The 19,100-nt window shown below is 64.9% G+C and carries 13 protein-coding genes; 9 read left to right on the top strand and 4 right to left on the bottom strand.

Annotated elements, in window-relative coordinates; translation table 11 throughout:
* Positions 1-130: 130 nt before the first annotated feature.
* Complete coding sequence (locus ACFRJ9_RS20715; protein ID WP_377671933.1) at positions 131-1,540, bottom strand: MFS transporter; 1,410 nt, start codon at positions 1,538-1,540, stop codon at positions 131-133.
* A gap of 294 nt (positions 1,541-1,834) precedes the next feature.
* Between ACFRJ9_RS20715 and ACFRJ9_RS20710 the strand changes: the two genes are divergently transcribed.
* The 4 genes from ACFRJ9_RS20710 (at position 1,835) to ACFRJ9_RS20695 (ending at position 7,858) form a co-directional block, all read left to right on the top strand.
* Positions 1,835-3,247 (top strand): MFS transporter, encoded by a 1,413-nt coding sequence (locus ACFRJ9_RS20710; RefSeq protein ID WP_377671931.1) that lies wholly within the window; start codon positions 1,835-1,837, stop codon positions 3,245-3,247.
* Positions 3,248-5,440: a molybdopterin oxidoreductase family protein gene (locus ACFRJ9_RS20705; protein ID WP_377671929.1), complete on the top strand. Its 2,193-nt coding sequence runs from the start codon at positions 3,248-3,250 to the stop codon at positions 5,438-5,440.
* Positions 5,437-7,002, top strand: coding sequence for an FAD-dependent oxidoreductase (locus ACFRJ9_RS20700; protein WP_377671927.1), 1,566 nt, complete (start codon positions 5,437-5,439; stop codon positions 7,000-7,002). The genes ACFRJ9_RS20705 and ACFRJ9_RS20700 overlap by 4 nt, the downstream gene beginning before the upstream one ends.
* A 124-nt stretch (positions 7,003-7,126) precedes the next feature.
* Positions 7,127-7,858 (top strand): MBL fold metallo-hydrolase, encoded by a 732-nt coding sequence (locus ACFRJ9_RS20695; RefSeq protein ID WP_377671924.1) that lies wholly within the window; start codon positions 7,127-7,129, stop codon positions 7,856-7,858.
* 98 nt (positions 7,859-7,956) lie between these two features.
* Here ACFRJ9_RS20695 and ACFRJ9_RS20690 read toward each other — a convergent pair whose 3' ends face one another.
* A complete protein-coding gene (locus tag ACFRJ9_RS20690; protein ID WP_377671921.1) occupies positions 7,957-9,366 on the bottom strand; it encodes an NAD(P)H-quinone dehydrogenase in 1,410 nt (469 codons plus the stop codon).
* Positions 9,367-9,487: 121 nt separating this feature from the next.
* On the opposite strand from ACFRJ9_RS20690, the gene ACFRJ9_RS20685 reads away from it, so the two are divergent.
* Positions 9,488-10,288, top strand: coding sequence for a purine-nucleoside phosphorylase (locus ACFRJ9_RS20685; RefSeq protein ID WP_377671919.1), 801 nt, complete (start codon positions 9,488-9,490; stop codon positions 10,286-10,288).
* A gap of 118 nt (positions 10,289-10,406) precedes the next feature.
* Positions 10,407-12,152, top strand: coding sequence for a phospho-sugar mutase (locus tag ACFRJ9_RS20680; RefSeq protein ID WP_377671916.1), 1,746 nt, complete (start codon positions 10,407-10,409; stop codon positions 12,150-12,152).
* Positions 12,153-12,155: 3 nt separating this feature from the next.
* On the opposite strand, the gene nirD is transcribed toward ACFRJ9_RS20680, so the two are convergent.
* Positions 12,156-12,518: a nitrite reductase small subunit NirD gene (gene nirD, locus ACFRJ9_RS20675; RefSeq protein WP_377671913.1), complete on the bottom strand. Its 363-nt coding sequence runs from the start codon at positions 12,516-12,518 to the stop codon at positions 12,156-12,158.
* A 282-nt stretch (positions 12,519-12,800) separates the two neighbouring features.
* Here nirD and nirB point away from each other — a divergent pair, with 282 nt between their 5' ends.
* The 3 genes from nirB to ACFRJ9_RS20660 are packed head-to-tail and all read left to right on the top strand — an operon-like array spanning position 12,801 to position 17,630.
* Positions 12,801-15,413: a nitrite reductase large subunit NirB gene (gene nirB, locus ACFRJ9_RS20670; RefSeq protein WP_377671911.1), complete on the top strand. Its 2,613-nt coding sequence runs from the start codon at positions 12,801-12,803 to the stop codon at positions 15,411-15,413.
* A gap of 12 nt (positions 15,414-15,425) precedes the next feature.
* Positions 15,426-16,460 (top strand): uroporphyrinogen-III C-methyltransferase, encoded by a 1,035-nt coding sequence (gene cobA / locus ACFRJ9_RS20665; RefSeq protein ID WP_377671908.1) that lies wholly within the window; start codon positions 15,426-15,428, stop codon positions 16,458-16,460.
* A 12-nt stretch (positions 16,461-16,472) separates the two neighbouring features.
* Entirely contained in the window at positions 16,473-17,630 is a 1,158-nt protein-coding gene (locus ACFRJ9_RS20660; RefSeq protein WP_377671905.1) for a uroporphyrinogen-III synthase, read from the top strand.
* A 14-nt stretch (positions 17,631-17,644) separates the two neighbouring features.
* Here the strand turns inward: ACFRJ9_RS20660 and ACFRJ9_RS20655 are convergent, their stop codons facing one another.
* A complete protein-coding gene (locus tag ACFRJ9_RS20655; RefSeq protein ID WP_377671903.1) occupies positions 17,645-18,943 on the bottom strand; it encodes a Y-family DNA polymerase in 1,299 nt (432 codons plus the stop codon).
* Between the last annotated feature and the right edge of the window lie 157 nt (positions 18,944-19,100).

Below are 19,100 nucleotides of genomic sequence, written 5' to 3'. Positions count from 1 at the left end.
CAAAACGCTCGGCTGGAAAACCCCAGCCGAGCGTTTACGTGATTTACTACAAACCACCTAACCAACAGGTGTTGCAACGACCCCTAGAAACCGCCCGTTTGGTGCGGGGCCGTCGTCGTCAGTGGACTACTTAGGCGACGTTGTTCTCATAGTCCATGTCCTTGGTTTCGCGGGTCAGCAAGAGCGCCACGAACGTGACCACAGCGGCGGCGGCCATGTAGACGCCAACCAGCCAAGTGCTGCCGTTAGCCGCCGACCAAAGCGCGATGGCGACGAACGATGCCGGAGCAGCTCCGATCATGGAGGACAGGTTGTACGCCACGGCAGAACCGGTGTATCGGACGTTTGCCGGGAACAGCTCCGGAAGGATCGCTGCCATGGGACCGAAGGTCAGGCCCATGAGCGTGAAGCCCACGATCAGGCCGACCATGGCGGCGGCCTGGCCTGGACCGAACATGGTGAACCAGAGCGCACCGAACACGAAGATGCCTGCAGTGACGCCCAGCAGGAACTTGCGGCGGCCCCACCGCTCAGCCAACGGTCCGGAGACCACGGTGAAGATGCCGAAGAAGACGACGCCGATGATCAGCATCCACAGGAAGTCGGACCGTGTGATGCCCAAGCCTGGAACAAAGGCGGCGATCTGGTCTGCCGTCATGGGCTTGCCGGCCTTTTCGGCTGCGGCCTGTGCGCCGGCCAGCGTCGGCTTGGTGCCGTAGGACAGGGTGAACGTGGTCATGATGTAGAAGAGCACGTAGGTGGCAAACATGATGAACGTGCCCGCCAGGACAGGGCGCCAGTGGCTCTTGAGCGTAGCGGCGAGCGGCAGCTTCTGGACTTTGTCCTGCTCGATGACTTTGGTGAAGGATGCGCTCTCCACGAGCTTCAGCCGAACATACAGACCCACAATGACCAGCACGGCGCTAAGGATGAACGGAACACGCCAACCCCATGCCAGGAATTCTTCGGCCGTCAGGGCCACATTCATCCAGATGAAGATCACGTTGGCAATGATGAAGCCAATGGGGGCACCCAGCTGCGGGAACGTGCCGTAGATGGCGCGCTTGCCCTCGGGTGCGTTTTCCGTGGCCAGCAAGGCAGCGCCGGACCACTCTCCACCCAACGCGAGGCCCTGGAAGAAGCGCAGGATCACCAGCATGATCGGGGCGAGGATCGCCCATCCGGCCATGGAGGCCGTGGGCAGGAGGCCAATGAGGAACGTTGCAATACCCATGGTCAACAGCGAAGCCACCAGGGTGCCCTTGCGGCCGATCTTGTCACCAAAGTGGCCGAAGACCACGGCACCGATCGGACGTGCGAAGAAGGCTACGCCGAAGATGGCGAACGCACTGAGCAACGCGTTGATGTCGGTGGCGTCGGGGAAGAAGAGTTTCGGGAAGACGAGTACCGACGCGGTGGCATAGGCATAGAAGTCGTAGAACTCGATCGTCGTGCCGATCAGGCTCGCGAAGATCACTTTGCCCCGCGAGTTCACTGGTTTAGTGGACTCGCCTTCCTTGGATGGTGCAGTGGAAGACATGTGTTTGCAGCTTTCGTTCACGCCGGCCGATGCCCCAGGAGCCTACCCGGCGAAGGATTATTCGAGAGTTCAATAATAGTTCCCGCTGTCCATTGACTGGACAACCAAGTCCAACATGCGGACGCACAGGAAAATCTCACCCTGTGGTCCGGGCCACATTACCTCACCATGGCCTCACGCGCCGGTGACCCCTCCGATAGGGAAATGTCACAGCACGTTTACAAACGGCGCCCGTCCACGAAATGCGTGAAACCTACCTTGGAATAACAACGTCCCCCACCAAGGAGGCACTCCGTGACTGTTGACCGCACCGCAGATGAACTGGCCCCCGTCCAGTCCACTGCCACCGCCGCCCCCGCCCTTGAACACCGCCCCGGCCGCTGGATTGCCAACTGGGATGCCGAAGACAAGGGCCAGTGGGAAGCCGAAGGCCGGTCCATCGCCAAGCGCAATCTCTACTGGTCGATCTTCGCCGAATTCCTCGGCTTCGTCGTCTGGCAGCTGTGGTCCATCGTGGTGGTCCAGCTCCCCGCAGCCGGCTTCAAGTTCGACACCAACCAGATCTTCTGGCTGATCTCCATCCCCAGCCTTGTGGGCGCCACGCTCCGCATCCCTTACACCTTCATGGTTCCCAAGTTCGGCGGCCGTAACTGGACCATCGTCTCGGCCCTCCTCCTGCTGATCCCCACCACAGGCCTGGCGTTCTGCGTCTCGAACCCGGAGACGCCGTTCGGTGTCATGCTCCTGGTAGCCGCACTCGCCGGTTTCGGTGGTGGCAACTTCGCCAGCTCGATGGCCAACATCACCTTCTTCTACCCCGCCCGCGAAAAGGGTTGGGCGCTGGGCCTGAACGCTGCCGGCGGAAACCTGGGTGCCGCCGTCGCGCAGCTTGTTGTCCCGATCGCCATCACCCTGCTGGCCGCCGGAACCGTCAACCTGCCTATGGCAGGCATCATCTGGATTCCGCTGATCATCATCGCCGCTTTCGGTGCCTACAAGTACATGAACAACCTCACCAGCGCCAAGGGCGACGTGGCCGGTTCCCTGGCCGCCCTCAAGGAACCGCACCTGTGGATCATGGCGTTCCTGTACATCGGAACCTTCGGCTCTTTCATCGGCTTCGCAGGTGTCTTCCCCAAGCTGATCAAGGACTACTTCCCGGACTTCTCCTCCATCCACGTCGGAGCAGTAGCGCTCTCGCTGGCCTTCCTCGGCCCGTTGGTTGGCTCCCTGGCCCGTCCGTACGGCGGACGCATGGCCGACCGCATGGGCGGGGCCCGCATGACCATCGCCTCGTTCGCCTCCATGGCCGTCATCACGCTGACCATGATCTGGACACTGCCGCTGAAGAACTTCTGGCTCTTCCTCACCTTGTTCCTGCTGCTCTTCCTGGCCAGTGGCTTCGGAAACGGCGCCACGTACCGGATGATCCCCGTCATCTTCGCAACGTCCAGCAGGGCTGCACGCTCCGGAGCGCCCAGCGCCACCACGGCACGGCTCGCCTCGTCCTCGCTGGGCCTGATCTCCGCGATCGGCGCCTACGGCGGCTTCGTCATCCCGCAGGTACTCAATGCCTCCAACTCGGCCAGCGGCTCCTACACCCCGGCGTTCTACGGATTCGTTGGAGCCTACGTCCTGATGCTCACCGTCTGCTGGGTCTGCTACATCCGCCCCGCCCGGAAGCGCAACACGATCGGACACATCTAGATGCCCAACGGCGCCGATACCCACTGCCCCTACTGCGCGCTCCAGTGCGCCATGACGCTGACCCCGGCTGCCTCTGCAGCCGGGGCAGCGCCCGCGACTGACACAGCACCCGCCGTGCCCTTGGAAGTATCCGGGCGCGACTTCCCCACGAACCGGGGCGGGCTGTGCCGCAAAGGCTGGACATCGGCGTCGTTGTTGCGCCACAACGGCCGGGTCACCGAGCCGATGCTCAAAGGATCCGACGGCGTACACCAGCCCATCTCCTGGGACCAGGCCCTCATGCTCATCACGGCGGCCGTCAAGGACACCCAGCGGCAGTACGGGAACGATGCGGTGGGTGTTTTCGGCGGCGGCGGCCTCACCAACGAGAAGGCTTACCTGCTGGGCAAATTCGCCCGGCTAGCGCTGCGCACCTCACGCATCGACTACAACGGCCGGTTCTGCATGTCATCCGCGGCAGCCGCCGGCAACCGTGCGTTCGGCGTGGACCGCGGGCTCCCCTTCCCGGTCACCGACCTCGACACCGCCTCGGTGATCCTCATGCTGGGCTCCAACGTTGCCGAAACCATGCCCCCATTCGTCCAGCACCTGCAGGGCGCCCGCGACGCCGGCGGGCTGATCGTGGTGGACCCCCGCCGCTCGGCTACTGCTGCGTTCACGGGCGACGGCGGCGGCCTCCACTTGCAGCCGACGCCCGGCACCGATTTGGCGCTCCTCTTGGGCATCAGCCACGTGGTGGTGCACGAGGGACTAGCAGACGCCTCGTATGTCGAAAAGAACACCAGCGGCTACGCGGCCGTGGTGCGCAGCCTCAACGCCTTCTGGCCGGAGCGCGTCCAGTCCATCACCGGCGTCCCGGCCACCCTCATCCGGGAGACCGCCCGCCGCTTGGCCCAGGGCGCCCGCGCAGGCGGCAGCTACATCCTCAGCGGCCGTGGTGTAGAGCAGCACGTGGACGGCACCGACACCGCCACCGCTGCCATCAACCTCAGCCTGCTCCTGGGCCTGCCCGGCTCGGCGCGCAGCGGCTACGGCACGCTCACCGGCCAGGGCAACGGCCAAGGCGGCCGTGAGCACGGCCAAAAGGCCGATCAGCTCCCCGGCTACCGCAAGATCACTGACCCCGCCGCGCGCGCCCACGTCGCCAAAGTCTGGGGAGTCGATGAGTCCTTGATCCCCGGACCGGGACTTCCCGCCGTCGAACTTCTCAAGTCGATGGGACAGCCCGACGGCGTCCGGTGCCTTTTCGTGCACGGCGCCAATGTGGTGGTGTCGGCTCCGGACACGAACGCTGTGATCAAGGGACTCCGAAGCCTGGACTTCCTGGTGGTGTGCGACTTCTTCATGTCCGAGACCGCCGCCGAAGCGGACTTGGTTTTGCCGGTGACCCAGTGGGCCGAGGAAGAGGGCACGCTGACCAACCTCGAGGGCCGCGTGATCCGTCGCCGGCGCGCGCTGACGCCTCCCCCGGGTGTTCGCAGCGAGCTCTGGCTCATGGCGCGCTTGGCCGAGCTCCTCGAGGCTCCGTCGACGTTCAGCGATGACCCCGAGACGGTGTTCGAAGAACTGCGCCTGGCCTCCGCCGGCGGCCTGGCCGACTACTCGGGAATCGACTACGCCATGCTGGACCGGGGCGAAGCAGCCTACTGGCCCTACCCCGTGGGCAGCACCGGAACTCCGCGGCTCTTCGCCGATGGGTTCGCCCACGCCGATGGCCGGGCGGTGATGGTTCCGGTCACTCCGTCCAAGCCGGCCGTCCGTTCGTTCGCGGACGACTCCCTGGCACTCGCCACAGGCCGGCTCCTGGAGCACTACCAGTCCGGCGCCCAGACCCGTCGTGTCAGCGAGCTCCTGGCTTCCCAGCCGCAAGCCCGGCTCCTCATCCACCCGGGCACCGCAGCCGCGCGTGGCCTAGCCGATGGAGATTACGCCACTGTCACGAACGAGCGCGGCGAAGTGCTCTGCCGCGCCGAGCTCAGCACTACGGTCCGACCGGACACGGTGTTCCTGCCGTTCCACTTCCCGGGCCAAGAAAACGCCAACCGGCTCACCGAGGCGGCCACAGATCCCATTTCCGGCATGCCGGAGTTCAAAACCAGCCGGGTGTGGGTCCGGAAGGCGGCCGCTACGCAGGATGCTCCTTCCGTTCATGAACGGTTCGGGATGCCAGTGCACGTCAAGGAGGCTTCATGAGCGAGCGCATTGTTGTTGTTGGATTCGGACCGGTCGCTGCGCGACTCGTGGACGAACTGCTTCCTGCGGTCCGGACCGGACTCGTGCAGTTGCTTGTTGTTGGCCAGGAAGCCGAGGCCGCGTACAACCGCGTGATGGTGGCTGAACTAGCTGTCGGGCGCACCACTGCCGACGCTTTGTCGATGGCTGACGCTGCCGAATTGGAGTCCGACGGCGTGCAGCTGCGGCTGGGCGTCAAGGTCAGAAGGATCGACCGCGCCCGCCAGAACGTTGTGCTTTCCGATGGCACCACCGAACACTACGACCGTCTGGTGTTCGCTACCGGGTCCCGTCCTGTGATTCCCAATCTCACAGGTCTGAACCCCGATCCTTCCCGTCCTGTACTTCCGGCCGGGGTCACGGCTTTGCGTGATCTGAAGGATGCGGCCGTGCTCCGTGCCGCCGTGGCCGACGGCAAACGGGTAGTGGTGCTGGGCGGCGGCGTGCTTGGCCTGGAGACGGCACTCGCCGCTGCGGAGGAAGGCGCCCAAGCAACCGTGGTCCACAACGGCCCCTTCCCCCTGGGTCGCAGCATCGACCGCGGCAGCGGGTCCGTACTGACCAACAGTTTGCGGGCGGGCGGTGTCCGGATGGCAGGCAACGCCCGTTCCACTGGTGTGGAAACGGCCGGGCCCGGCGGCAGCTTTTCCGCGTTGCTGCTGGATGACGGCTCCGCGATCGACGGAGACCTGCTGGTGTTGTCCTGTGGTGTCCGACCCCGGATCGAACTGGCCGAGGGCTGCGGGCTTCCTGTTGCGTCCGGCATCCTGGTGGACCACCATCTCCGGACCTATCACGAGCCCCACATGTTCGCGATCGGCGACTGCGCCGAGGTCCGTTGCCCCGACGCTGCCTGCGTGGATTGCAGGACTGCCGGTGGACCCTCAGGTCTTGTGGGCCCGGGATGGCGTCAGGCCGAGTGGCTTGCCGAGTACTTGGTTGTCCTGGCGCGGGACGGCCAGTCCGCTGCCGACGCCCTTGAGGCCTTGCCCCAGGAGAAGCCGGGTGTCGTGGTCCTCAAGGCCCGGGGCATCAACCTGGCAGTGGCTGGAGACAACCAGGCTGACATGTGGGACGAAGAGCTCCTGGAAGCGGGCGCCGCGTCCGGGCGAGCACGCCGGCAGATCTCCCAATGGGCCGATCCCGAGCACGGCCGTTACGTGAAGATGACCACCCGCGGCGGAGTCCTGGAGGGCTTGGTGGCTGTGGGCATGCCCCGGACCGCGGCGGAGCTCGTGGTCCTCTTCGAGCGCTCCTCTGAGCTGCCGGCGGACCGCTCCTTGTTGCTCCGACTCGATGGGCCGGACCAGCTCGATGCCGGCGGCGCCACCAGCAACGATCCCCAGCGGACCGTGTGCCGTTGCGCCGGAGTGAGTGCGGCGAGCATTGAGGATTCCGTGCTGGAGGGCTGCGGCACGGTTGGCGAAGTCTCCAAGACCACTCGTGCCGGAACGGGCTGCGGAGGATGCCATGAGGACATCAAGGGGATCATCGAAAAACATTTCCAAGCGGCTGCCGCCTGAGCCGCGTAGTCTCCGCCGTGGCGGATGGCACCCAGAGCGCGGGAAAGCTGCGCGTTCGCTGGAAGTTTCCCTGCGAGCCCGCAGCTCTCCCGCGAGTTCGTACCCAGCGGTCTAGAATTCCGAAGTGAAGATCTCTGAACCTGCTCCCGGGGTGCACTTCGTGGAAGGGCCCGCGTCCAACTGGCTGATTGTCCGTGACGACTCAGGCTTCATCGTGATCGACGGCGGCTATCCGGCGGACCGCGGGCTGGTGCTGGAATCCATCCGGGGGCTCGGCCTGGAGCCCGCCGATGCCAAGGCCATGCTCATCACCCACGGGCACGTGGACCACACCGGATCTGCGGCCTACTTCTCCCGGACCTTCGGCACGCCCATCCTGTGCTCCCCCGAGGAGTTGGCGCACGTCCAGGGCAAGGAGAAGCACCAAGTCACGTTTGGGCAGGTGCTGGTCCGGGCCTGGCGTCCCCGCGTTTTCCGCTGGATGGTGCATGTCATCAAAGCAAAGGCGCTCCAGGCGGAACCTGCCACCCGTGCCGAAGCGTGGACTCCTGAGCGGCTCCGTAACCTGCCAGGAAGCCCCGTGGCCGTGCTGGTTCCCGGGCACACCCCGGGCAACGTAGCTTTGCTGCTGCCCGGTGCCCAGGTGATCGCCGTGGGTGACTCTTTCGTCAGCGGCCATCCCATCAGCCCGAAGTCCGGCCCGCAGATGCTGCACAAGATGTACCACTGGGACGCGGTGGCGGCGTTGGCCTCTGCCCGGCTCTTGGAGAGCGTCCCAGCCAAGGTCATCCTGCCAGGCCACGGACCTGCCCTGCACATGCCCTTGGCGGAGGCAATCAACGCGCTTCCAGGGTAGGAACGCAAAGAGCCCGTTTAGATGGCTCGCCGCGGATCAAGCCGGGCGAACGGCATGATGCGCAGCGAAGCACCGAAACGGGCTCCGCAAACAACAAACTACATATGTACGTGAAGCCGGCGCGCAGCCTCGGAAATCGATCCGGTCAGCGACGGGTACACGGTGAACGCGCTGGCCACGTCATCGACGTGGAGCTTCTGGGTCACGGCTACCGAGATCGGGAAAATGAGCTCGGACGCGTTCGGTCCCACCACCACGCCACCGATCACGGTGCCGGATCCCTTACGGGCGATGATCTTGACGAAGCCATCTTTGGTGTTGCGCATCTTGGCGCGGGCGTTGCTGAGCAGGGACAGCATCACCACGTCGCCCTGGTATTTACCGGACGCGAGATCGGCTTCGGAAACGCCCACGGAAGCGATTTCCGGTGAGGTGAAGATGTTGGATGCCACCTGGTTGAGCTTGAGCGGCTTCACGCCGTCGCCCATGAAGTGGGCAATCGCGATGCGGCCCTGCATGGCGGCCACGGACGCGAGGGCGAAGACACCCGTGCAGTCGCCTGCAGCGTAGATGTTGGGGGCCGTGGTGCGGGAAACACCGTCAACCTTGATGTGACCGGACTCCGTGAGGGTTACGCCGGCTTCCTCGAGGCCGATTCCAGCCGTGTTGGGAATGGAACCGACACACACCAGGCAGTGCGAACCCGTGACGATCGACCCGTCACCCAAGGTGACCTTGACGCCGTCGTCCGTCCGTTCGACGGCGTTGGCGCGGGACCGGGACAGGACGCGGACGCCGCGACGCTCAAAGACACCTTCCAGCAGCTTTGCAGCGTCCGTATCCTCGCCGGGCAGGACCTGCTCGCGGCTGGAGATGAGGGTGACCTTGGAGCCGAGGCCGTTATAGGCGGAGGCGAACTCGGCGCCGGTCACACCGGAACCCACCACGATCAGCTCTTCGGGAAGCTCGTCCAAGTTGTAGATCTGGGCCCAGTTGAGGATGCGTTCGCCGTCGGGCTTGGCGGTGGGCAGTTCGCGCGGGTGGGCGCCTACGGCCAGCAGTATGGCGTCGGCCTCGATGGTGCGTGTGCCTTCGAGGGTCAGGACCTCGATGGTGTTGTTGTCCAGCAGCTTGCCGGAACCGATGACGATTTCGACGCCCAGGCGCTCAAGGCCCGCCCGGATGTCATCGGACTGTCCGTGGGCCAGGTTCAGGACGCGATCGTTGATGTGCTTGAGGTCCGCACGCGGCTTTGAGGCCGTGCCGTCGCCGTCGAACTTCACGCCCAGCTCGTCCGCCTCACCAACGCGGGTCATGAGGTCGGCGGTGGCAATAAGGGTTTTGGAGGGCACGACGTCGGTCAGCACGGCTGAGCCGCCAAGGCCTGCGCGTTCGACGATGGTGACGTGTGCGCCGAGTGAGGCGGCCACCATTGCGGCTTCATATCCACCGGGACCACCTCCCAGGATCGCGATACGGGGGGAACTGAAGTCAACTTGGGTGGTCACAATCCTCAATTCTCGCTCATAGCCGGGCCGGCTGCCACTCAGCCGACCCTCACCATGGCTTCATCCCTACCAAAGAGCAGCGGGCGCAGGGTAGCTTGTACCAGTGAGTAACACTGAGCTGATGAACACAGACCCTTTCGAAGCCGCCCAGGCCGCCGCAGACTTCATTGCTGCGGAGACCGGCGTCGAGTCCCACGACGTAGCCCTGGTGCTCGGATCCGGCTGGGCCGAAGCCGCCGATCTGATCGGTGAAACCACGGCCACCCTGAACGCTTCGGAGGTCCCCGGCTTCCACAAACCAGCAGTGGTGGGCCACGTGGGCACCATCCGCTCGGTCCTCACCAAGGAGGGCAAGCGCGCCTTGGTCCTCGGCGCCCGGACGCACTACTACGAGGGCCGCGGCGTACGCTCCGTAGTCCACGGCGTTCGCACCGCGGCGGCCGCCGGCTGCAAGACCCTGGTGCTCACCAACGGCTGCGGCGGACTCAACGAGGATTGGACCCCGGGAACGCCGGTCCTCATCAGTGACCACATCAACCTCACCGCAACCTCACCGCTCGAGGGCGCCACCTTCGTTGACCTCACCGACCTCTACTCGTCGCGCATCCGGGCCCTGGCCCGCGAAGTTGACCCTTCCCTCCAGGACGGCGTCTACGCCCAGTTCACCGGCCCGCACTACGAAACCCCCGCCGAGGTCCAGTACGCCAAGCGCATCGGCGCCGACCTGGTGGGTATGTCCACCGCCTTGGAAGCAATCGCGGGCCGCCATGCAGGCATGGAAGTTTTCGGCATCTCCCTGGTCACCAACCTCGCGGCCGGCATCAGCCCGGTTCCGCTGAGCCACGCCGAAGTCCTCGAAGCCGGTCAAGCCGCTGGAAAGAGGATCTCCAAGCTGCTGGCGGAGATCATCGCGAAGCTTTAGGTTTCCTTTCGGCAGGGCACGCCGAGGGGTTGGGTCTCACCCTTTACGACCCGTCATGAGGGCGGGATCTCACCCTTCGTTGCCCGCGACGGGCCCAAATGAGGATAGTTTTGTCCCTATGACATCCAGCGATGCCGCCTTTGAACAGCTGATCACCGACGCCCGCCAGTGGGCTTCCCAAGACCCGGACCCGGCGACGTCGGCTGCCCTCGTGGAGCTCGCCGACCTCGCCAGCGGCGGTGATGCCGGAGCTGCCCAGGAACTGGGCGACAGCTTCAGCGGCACACTGCAGTTCGGAACGGCCGGCCTCCGCGCAGCGCTCGGCCCCGGCCCGAACCGGATGAACCGTGTGGTGGTCCGCCGGGCAGCGGCCGGCCTGGCGGCATTCCTGACCGAAACCGTAGCCGCAGCAGCGCCGGGGACCCGGCCACGCGCCGTCGTCGGCTTCGATGCCCGCTACAACTCGGATATTTTCGCTGAAGAGACCGCGGCCATTTTCACCGCGGCGGGCATCGAGACGTACCTGATGCCCGCAGCGCTCCCGACGCCGTTGCTCGCCTTCGCGGTCAGGAGCCTGGATTGCGACGGCGGCGTGATGGTCACAGCCAGCCATAACCCGCCGCAGGACAACGGCTACAAGGTCTACCTGGGGCGGCACGCAGTGTCCGAAAGCGGCCGCGGTTCACAGATCGTGGCACCCTACGACGCGCAGATCGCAGCAAAAATCGAGGCCGTGGGGGCCTTGGATTCGATCGAATTGGCGGACGACGGTTGGACCGTGTTGCCAAGCTCCATCGCCGCTGACTACGAAACTGCCATGGCAGGACTCGTGGAACGGGAGACCTTCCCCGCCCGGGACCTCAAGATCGTCCTCACACCCATGCACGGAGTCGGCGGCGAAACGGCCGTTTCCGTCTTGAGCGCGGCCGGCTTCACGGATGTCACGCTCGTTGCCGAACAGGCCGAGCCGGACCCTGACTTCCCCACGGTCGCCTTCCCCAACCCGGAAGAGCCCGGCGCGTTGGACCTGGCTCTCGCCGCTGCCGAGGATTCCGGTGCGGACATCGTTTTGGCCAATGATCCCGACGCCGACCGCGCTGCGGTTGCCGCTTTGGACCCCGCCACGGGTGCCTGGCGGATGCTGCGCGGCGACGAAGTGGGAGCACTGCTGGGCGCACATATCGTGGCGCGTGCGGCTGCCGTGGCCGGGGACGAGCCGCAAACCGGAGTGTTCGCCAATTCCATTGTTTCCTCACGGCTGCTCTCGCGGATTGCCGCTGCAGCGGGGTACGCGCATGAAGAAACGCTGACGGGCTTCAAATGGATATCACGGGTTCCAGGCCTCAGCTACGGGTACGAGGAAGCGCTGGGGTACTGCGTTGCACCGGAGCTGGTCCGCGACAAGGACGGCATCTCGGCGGCGGTACTGATCGCGGAGCTGGCCGCAGCCGCCAAGGCCGAGGGCAAGACGATCTTTGACACCCTGGACGACTTGTACCTGGTGCATGGACTGCATGCGAGTGACCAGCTGAGCATCCGTGTGGCCGACCTGGGCCTTCTCGATGCCATGATGAACCGCTTGCGGGTCAACCCTCCCGAAGCCTTTGGAGGCTCCGCCGTCGAGGTGTTCACGGATCTGGCCGAAGGCAGCGAGGCCTTGCCGCCCACCGATGGATTGCTGTACCTCACCCGGGACCAGAGCCGGGTGATCATCCGGCCGAGCGGCACGGAGCCCAAACTGAAGTGTTACCTGGAGGTCATCCAGCCTGTGGAATCGGCAGCGGAACTTCCCGCCGCACGCCAAGCAGCGCGAACAGCCCTGGACGACGTCCTCGGGGATGTCCGCGAAGCATTGGGTTTGTAGGACCTAAACTTCAACCTCGATGTAGCCGTCCACCAAGCGGGTAGCGAATGCTGCGAGCTTCAGGTCCGGCTGCGTGAAGCACTCACCTGTTTCGAGGTCGTACACCTCTTTGTGCAGCGGAGAGGCGATGGTTGGCCGGCTTCCGCGGGATCCAATGATGCCGCGGGCCATGACGTTGGCCAGGGTGGCCGGGTCCTGCTGTGCGACGGCGAATACCTCACCGGGCGCGGTGCGGAACAGCGCAACCTGTCGGCCGGCGATCAGTGCCGCTTCGCCCCAGGCCAGCTCGAGCTCGTCCACCGGGCACACACGGTGCCACGTGGCGGTTGCGGTCAGGTCCTCGGCACGGTCCAGAATTACGGTCATTTCAGCCCCTCTCACTGTGTCCGGGTGCTGGCATCTTCCACCGTCATTCCCCCGGACCGGGCCACGCTTGCGGCCACTCCTCCACGCTAGGACGCCGGTGTTTCATGGGGTGTCCGCGTTTGTGTCCAGCGGGTAAAAGAGACCTCACACCCCAGGAAATGCGTTCGTGATGCAGAAGTTAAGATCACGAAACATAAGGGAAACTGAAGCGAAACTGCCCGTCCCTAGGCTGGAAGCACAAGTTGCGGAGATCCGTCTGCAGCATCTGCGAAAGGCCCACCAGTGACCGGACACACTTCAAGTACAGAGAACCCGCGCCGCATCGTCGTGGTCGGAGGCGGCCCCGCTGCCCACCGTTTCGCCGACGCCATGTACAACCGCGGTCTTGAAGGCTGGCAGGTTACGGTCCTCACCGAAGAGGCCCACCTCCCCTACGACCGCGTGGCGTTGAGCAAGGCCCTGACGGAAACCGGCGTGGACCTCACCCTGGGCGACGCTTCCATGTGGGATCACGAGGCCCTGACGCTGAAGACCGGCGAGCGCGCCGTCAAGATCGACTCCGTTGCCAAGAGCGTCCTCACTGCGGCCGGCAACAAATACGAATACGACCATTTGGTGGTGGCTTCGGGTTCGGATGCAGCCCGCCTCCCCATTCCTGGTTCCGAGCACACCCACGTGTACCGCACCCTCGAGGATGTCTGGGCCATCAACAAAGCCATCGCCGAGCTGGGCGCGAAGCTTGGCCGCAAGGTCAACGCCGTCACCATCGGCGGTGGCTTGCTGGGACTTGAGTCCGCGGCAGGAACCGAGCAGCTCGGCGCCACCCCGATTGTCATCAACGGCTCCCCTTGGCTGATGAATACCCAGTTGGACGAAGGCGCAGGCCAGGCCCTCGGCCGGCTGATCGAAGCCAAGGGCTTCGAGGTACATGGCGGAGTGTTCCCGTCCCAGGTCTTGTCGGACGACGACGGCAACGTCACCGGCGTCCTCATGGCCGACGACCGCGTCATCGATGCGGACCTGGTGATCGTGGCCATCGGCGTCAAACCCCGTGACGATCTCTTCCGCGCTGCCGAGGGCGAAGAGCAACTGTTCAGCCTGGGCCAGCGTGGTGGCGTGGTCATCAATGACTTCTGCGCCACCGAGGTGGACGGGATTTGGGCGATCGGTGAAGTGGCCAACTTCCAGGGCATGTGCCTGGGCCTTGTTGCTCCGGCGAACACCATGGCCGAGATCGTCGCCGACCGCCTGCACGGCGGAGAGGCCACCTTCCCCGGTTTTGATACAGCCACCAAGCTGAAGCTGTCCGGTGTGGATGTTGCCAGTTTCGGTGACGCCTTCGCCAGGACCGAGCACTCCCTCGAAATCGTCTACGCCGACCCCGCCCGTGGCGTCTACCAGAAGATCGTCACCACGGACGATGCCAAGACCCTGTTGGGCGGTATCTTCGTGGGCGACGCTTCCCCCTACATGAGCCTGCGTCCCCTTCTGGGGCGCGAACTCGCTGCGGAGCCGGGCGCCTACCTGAGCGCTGCCGGCGGCGGCGAAGCACCGGAGACCGAGCTCCCTGATGACGCGATCCTCTGCTCCTGCAACAACGTGGCCGCCGGAACCATCCGTGACACCATCAACGGTTGCGGTGCCTGCGAGGGCAACGCCCCGGTCCAGGAACTCGGCGAGCTCAAGGGCTGCACCCGTGCAGGTACCCAGTGTGGTTCCTGTGTTCCGATGCTCAAGAAGCTTCTGGAAGGCGAACTGAAGAAGTCGGGCATCGAGGTCTCCAAGGCCCTGTGTGAGCACATCAGCCTGTCCCGCCAGGAACTCTTCGATGCCATCCGTGTCTTGGAGCTCACCTCCTTCGAGGAGATCATGGCCAAGTACGGCACTGGCGCGGGCTGCGATATCTGCAAGCCGACCATCGCCTCCATCCTGGCCAGCCAGCATTCCGCTTACGTTCTGGACGCCGGCCGCGGCTCCCTGCAGGACACGAACGACCGCGCCTTGGCGAACATGCAGAAGGACGGCACGTACTCGGTGGTTCCGCGCATCGCCGGCGGCGAGATCACGCCCAAGGGCCTGGGCGTCATCGCTGCGGTGGCCGAGAAGTACAACCTCTATACCAAGATCACCGGCGGCCAGCGCATCGATATGTTCGGTGCACGCCTTGAGCAGCTCCCGGACATCTGGAAGGAACTGGTCGACGCCGGCTTCGAGTCCGGCCAGGCGTACGGAAAGAGCCTCCGAACGGTGAAGTCCTGCGTTGGATCCACCTGGTGCCGATTCGGCGTCCAGGACTCTGTGGCCATGGCCATTGCCCTGGAGTTGCGCTACCGCGGCCTCCGCAGCCCCCACAAGTTGAAGATGGGCGTTTCCGGTTGTGCCCGCGAATGCGCCGAGGCCCGGGGCAAGGACGTTGGCGTGATCGCGACGGCCGACGGTTGGAACCTGTACGTTGGCGGTAACGGTGGCGCCACCCCGGCGCACGCCAAGTTGCTCGCCAAGGACCTCGACGACGCAACGCTGCTGAAGTACATCGACCGTTACCTGATGTACTACATCCGGACCGCGGACCGCCTGCAGCGCACGGCGCGCTGGCAGGAAGAACTCGACGGCGACATCAAGCACGTCGAGGAAGTGGTGGTCAACGATTCTTTGGGCATCGCCGAGGAACTTGAGGCGGCCATGGCCAAGCACATCGACACCTACGAGGACGAGTGGGCCGAGACCTTGAAGGACCCGGAGCGGCTCCGCCGGTTCCGTTCTTTCGTCAACGCACCCAACCAGAAGGACGAGTCCATCTCCTTCGTTCCGGAGCGCGGCCAGATCCGCCCCGCGACGAACGAAGAAAAGGGCGGCGTGCTCATCGCCTCCACCATCCCGGTCCGCAGCGAATAACAAGGGGTCCCCATGCAGCTCACCATTGATCTCACCGGCCGCGACGTCCTGGTCACGGGCTCGGAGAAGACCGCCCGGCAGGCAGTGCGCCGCTACCAGGTGGCCGGCGCCAACGTCTACCGGCTGAGCACCCCTGAAGGAGTGCCGGCCGACGGCCAGCTCCCCGAGCGCCCGTTCCTGGTTGCCGTAGTGGACGACGGCGGTGCCGGCTGGGCGCCGTTGGTGGAACGCTGCCGCAATGCCGGGATCCCGGTTGCGTTTGAGCCGGCACCGGGAGCCGAAGGACACGTGACACTGGTGGGCGGGGGTCCTGGCGCCCTGGATTTGCTCACCGTGGGTGCCGTGGACGCCCTGAGGGATGCCGACGTCGTGTTCTACGACCGGTTGGCTCCGTGCCAGGAACTGGCCGCCCTGACTTCGGCTGAACTGGTGGACGTCGGAAAGCAACCCGGCCACCACAAGGTGACCCAGCGGGACATCGAGAAGCTCATGGTGGAAGCGGCCTTGCGGGGCAAGAACGTGGTCCGGCTCAAGGGCGGTGACCCGTACGTGTTCGGCCGCGGTGGCGAGGAAGGGGCGGCCTGTGTTGCTGCGGGAGTTCCCGTCCGCGTCATTTCCGGCGTCACAAGTGCCATCTCCGTTCCCGCAGCCGCGGGTATCCCTGTCACCCACCGCGAAGTGAGCCACATGTTCACCGTGGTTTCCGGTCACGCCCCGCTGACGGAGAAGGAGCACATGCATTTGGCGGGTCTCGGCGGCACGATCGTGGTCCTCATGGGCATCGGCACGCTCCCGCAGCTGGCTGCGGGCCTGCGCCGGGCAGGGATGACCCCCGAGATGCCCATGGCCGTAGTGGAACGCGGCTACCGGCCGGGCCAGCGCACCACCATCGCGGATCTCGGTACGATCGAAACAGCAGCTACCGGTTGCAGCAATCCGGCCGTACTGGTCATCGGCGAGGTAGTCAGGGTGGCTGAAGCCAACCGGAACCATGCCGAAGCATCCGCCGAACTGAGCCGACTCGCGGCTTCGCTCCTTGAAGCCTGAAGGTAAAAACACATGACTGTTGCACGTGCCCTCGAAGTCCATGACGCCGCACCCGCTCCGGAAGTTTCCGATGCCCCGGACGCGCCGCTGGACGGATTCCGCATTGGCGTCACCTCGCACCGCCGTTCCAGGGACCTCATTGAGGCCCTGGAACGCCGCGGTGCGAGCGTGCTCCACGCTCCTGCGCTGAAGATCGCCCCTGTTCAAGAGGACATGGTCCTCATCGAGGACACCAAGACCATCATTGCCGCCAAACCGGACATCTGCATTGCCACCACGGCCTATGGCATGCGCCGCTGGTGCGAAGCCGCTGATTCCTTCGGCATCGGCGAGCAACTCCTGGAGGCGCTCTCCGCCTGCCGCATGTTCGTCCGGGGCCCCAAGGCCCGCGGCGCCGTCCGCGCGGCCGGCCTTGCCGACGTCGGGATCAGCAGCGACGAGACCACGGCGACGCTGGTAGACATGCTCCTGGCAGAGGGCGTGCGGGGTAAGACCGTGGCCGTTCAGCTGCACGGTTACACGGACGTCCGGCAACTGGAGCGGCTCCGCATGTCCGGCGCCACCGTGCTGACGGTGACGCCGTACCGCTGGGTCAAGCCCGACGGCGAAGACAAGTTGCCGCGCTTGATCGAAGCCGTGTGCAGCGGCAACCTTGACGTGCTCACTTTCACCAGCGCCCCTGCAGTGGACGCGATGTGGAGCACGGCGCACGAGATGGGCTTGTACCGCCAGCTCATTGAAGCGCTCAAGGGCCCCGTGACGGTGGCCGCTGTTGGGCCTGTTACCGCGCAGCCACTGGTTGACGCCGGACTGACGCCGCTGATCCCGGACCGCTACCGCATGGGTGCGCTGATCCGCCTCGTGACCGAACACCTGTCCCTGAACCATGTGCGCCGCTTGGAGACCAAGAGCGCCACCATTGAGCTGCGCGGGCGTTGCCTGCGGATCAACGGCGACGTGGTGGAGCTGGCGCCTGCTCCCCTTCTGCTGCTCCGTGCCTTGCTCGGTGCCGGTGGCGCTGTGCTGTCCCGCGAAGCACTGTCTGACCTGCTCGATCTCCGGGGCTCGGTGCATGCGTTGGACATGACTGTCAGCCGGCTGCGGTCCTCGCTTCCGGACGGAAAGCTCGTCGAAACCGTGGTGAAGCGCGGGTACAGGCTGCGGGCTTAGCTTCCGTCTCAACGCTACGCCGCCTTCACCAAGGGAAGCTCGTCCCAGTTGGTGGTGTAGCGGGGGCTGAGCATGTCGCGCTTCATGGACCAGTCCGCGCCACCCTTGATTCCGGCGTACCCCAGGCCGATGGAGCCGCGGCCATAGCGTTTGCTGACGTCCTCCAGCAGCGTACCGATGCCGCGTTCCTCATGCCGGTTCTCGAAGATCTCCAGTGGTTTCTGGTTGCCGGTGGGGCGAAGGTCCGTGACCATGATGCCGGCTTTTGCATACCGGACGCCTTCCTGCATTTTCGGCACCAGGGCGTGGGCTGCCTTGGTCAGCAACACTGGATCCGAGGTGGGCATGGGCAGCTTGACGTTGACGGTGGGGAACGATTTGTCGTTGGGGTTGTAGACGGACGTCGCAGCGAAAGCGGTCAGCAGCTTCGCTTGCAGATCATGCTTCGCGAGCCGGGCGCTGGCCATCTGGCCGTACACGCTGAGCACCTGCCGCAGCTCGGCCGTCGTCGTAATCGGCGTGGAGAAGGAACGGGAGAAGATCAGCTGGTCCCGCCCGATCCTCTCCTCTTCCATGGGGATGCAGGGTGTCCCCTGGAGTTCGAGGACCGTGCGCATCATGACGATGGAAAACTTGTCCCGCAGTGCCACGGGATCCGCTCGGACAAGATCCAGGATGGAGAAGATTCCCATCGCGTTCAAGCGTTTGGTGAGCCGGGTGGCCACGCCCCAGATTTCAATCACGGAGAGCCGCGCCATGAGGGTCTCGCGTTGGCTTTCCGGAACCGAATCCCAGCGACATACGCCGTTGAAGGCGGGATTGTGCTTGGCCCATTTGTTGGCCAGCTTGGCGAGGGTCTTGGTTGGGGCAATCCCAACGCACACCGGCACCCCCACATGCTTGCGGCAGGCGACTTTGATGGTGCGCCCCAACTCCAGCAAGTCCTCCGGCTGGCCTTTGACCCCCAGAAACGCTTCGTCGATGGAGTAGACCTCCTGCCAGGCCGAATAGCGCCGCAACAGTTCCATGATCCGTGAGCTGATATCGCCGTACAGTTCGTAGTTGCTCGAGAGCGCTATGAGCCCCCATTCCTTGGCCCGGGGCGCCAGTTTGAACCAGGGATCCCCCAGTCCGATTCCCAGACTCTTGGCCTCCGGCGACCGGGTAACAGCACAGCCGTCGTTGTTGGACAGCACGATCAGCGGCTTTCCCTCCAGCGCAGGGTTGAAGGCCCGCTCGGCCGATGCGTAGAAGCAGTTGATATCCACGTGGGCGATCTCCTGCATCCGGTGCATGAGGGCTGGCTTGGACATCTTCCTCCTTCATCGGGCCATAGCACGTGCGCTCTGTTTACACCGCAGGACACGCCATTGATTCGAATATATCTTCGAATGATTCCACTGTACCGCCAGCCGCCGACAAGAAAGCAACCCGTCCGCCGGACTGTGGAAAAGTCCGGCGAACGGGATG

The organism is Paenarthrobacter sp. NPDC056912 (assembly GCF_042786555.1).
Classification (GTDB): domain Bacteria; phylum Actinomycetota; class Actinomycetes; order Actinomycetales; family Micrococcaceae; genus Arthrobacter.
Note: the sequence above shows the minus strand (reverse complement) of the source record. Positions and strands in the feature narration are given on the sequence as shown.

Excerpts from the sequence above, each read along its gene's own strand:
- ACFRJ9_RS20685 (WP_377671919.1), top strand. The coding sequence starts at position 9,488 with ATGAACACAGACCCTTTCGAAGCCGCCCAGGCCGCCGCAGACTTCATT.
- ACFRJ9_RS20700 (WP_377671927.1), top strand. The coding sequence starts at position 5,437 with ATGAGCGAGCGCATTGTTGTTGTTGGATTCGGACCGGTCGCTGCGCGA.
- nirD (WP_377671913.1), bottom strand. The coding sequence starts at position 12,518 with ATGACCGTAATTCTGGACCGTGCCGAGGACCTGACCGCAACCGCCACG.
- ACFRJ9_RS20655 (WP_377671903.1), bottom strand. The coding sequence starts at position 18,943 with ATGTCCAAGCCAGCCCTCATGCACCGGATGCAGGAGATCGCCCACGTG.
- ACFRJ9_RS20715 (WP_377671933.1), bottom strand. The coding sequence starts at position 1,540 with ATGTCTTCCACTGCACCATCCAAGGAAGGCGAGTCCACTAAACCAGTG.
- ACFRJ9_RS20660 (WP_377671905.1), top strand. The coding sequence starts at position 16,473 with ATGACTGTTGCACGTGCCCTCGAAGTCCATGACGCCGCACCCGCTCCG.
- ACFRJ9_RS20680 (WP_377671916.1), top strand. The coding sequence starts at position 10,407 with ATGACATCCAGCGATGCCGCCTTTGAACAGCTGATCACCGACGCCCGC.
- ACFRJ9_RS20705 (WP_377671929.1), top strand. The coding sequence starts at position 3,248 with ATGCCCAACGGCGCCGATACCCACTGCCCCTACTGCGCGCTCCAGTGC.
- cobA (WP_377671908.1), top strand. The coding sequence starts at position 15,426 with ATGCAGCTCACCATTGATCTCACCGGCCGCGACGTCCTGGTCACGGGC.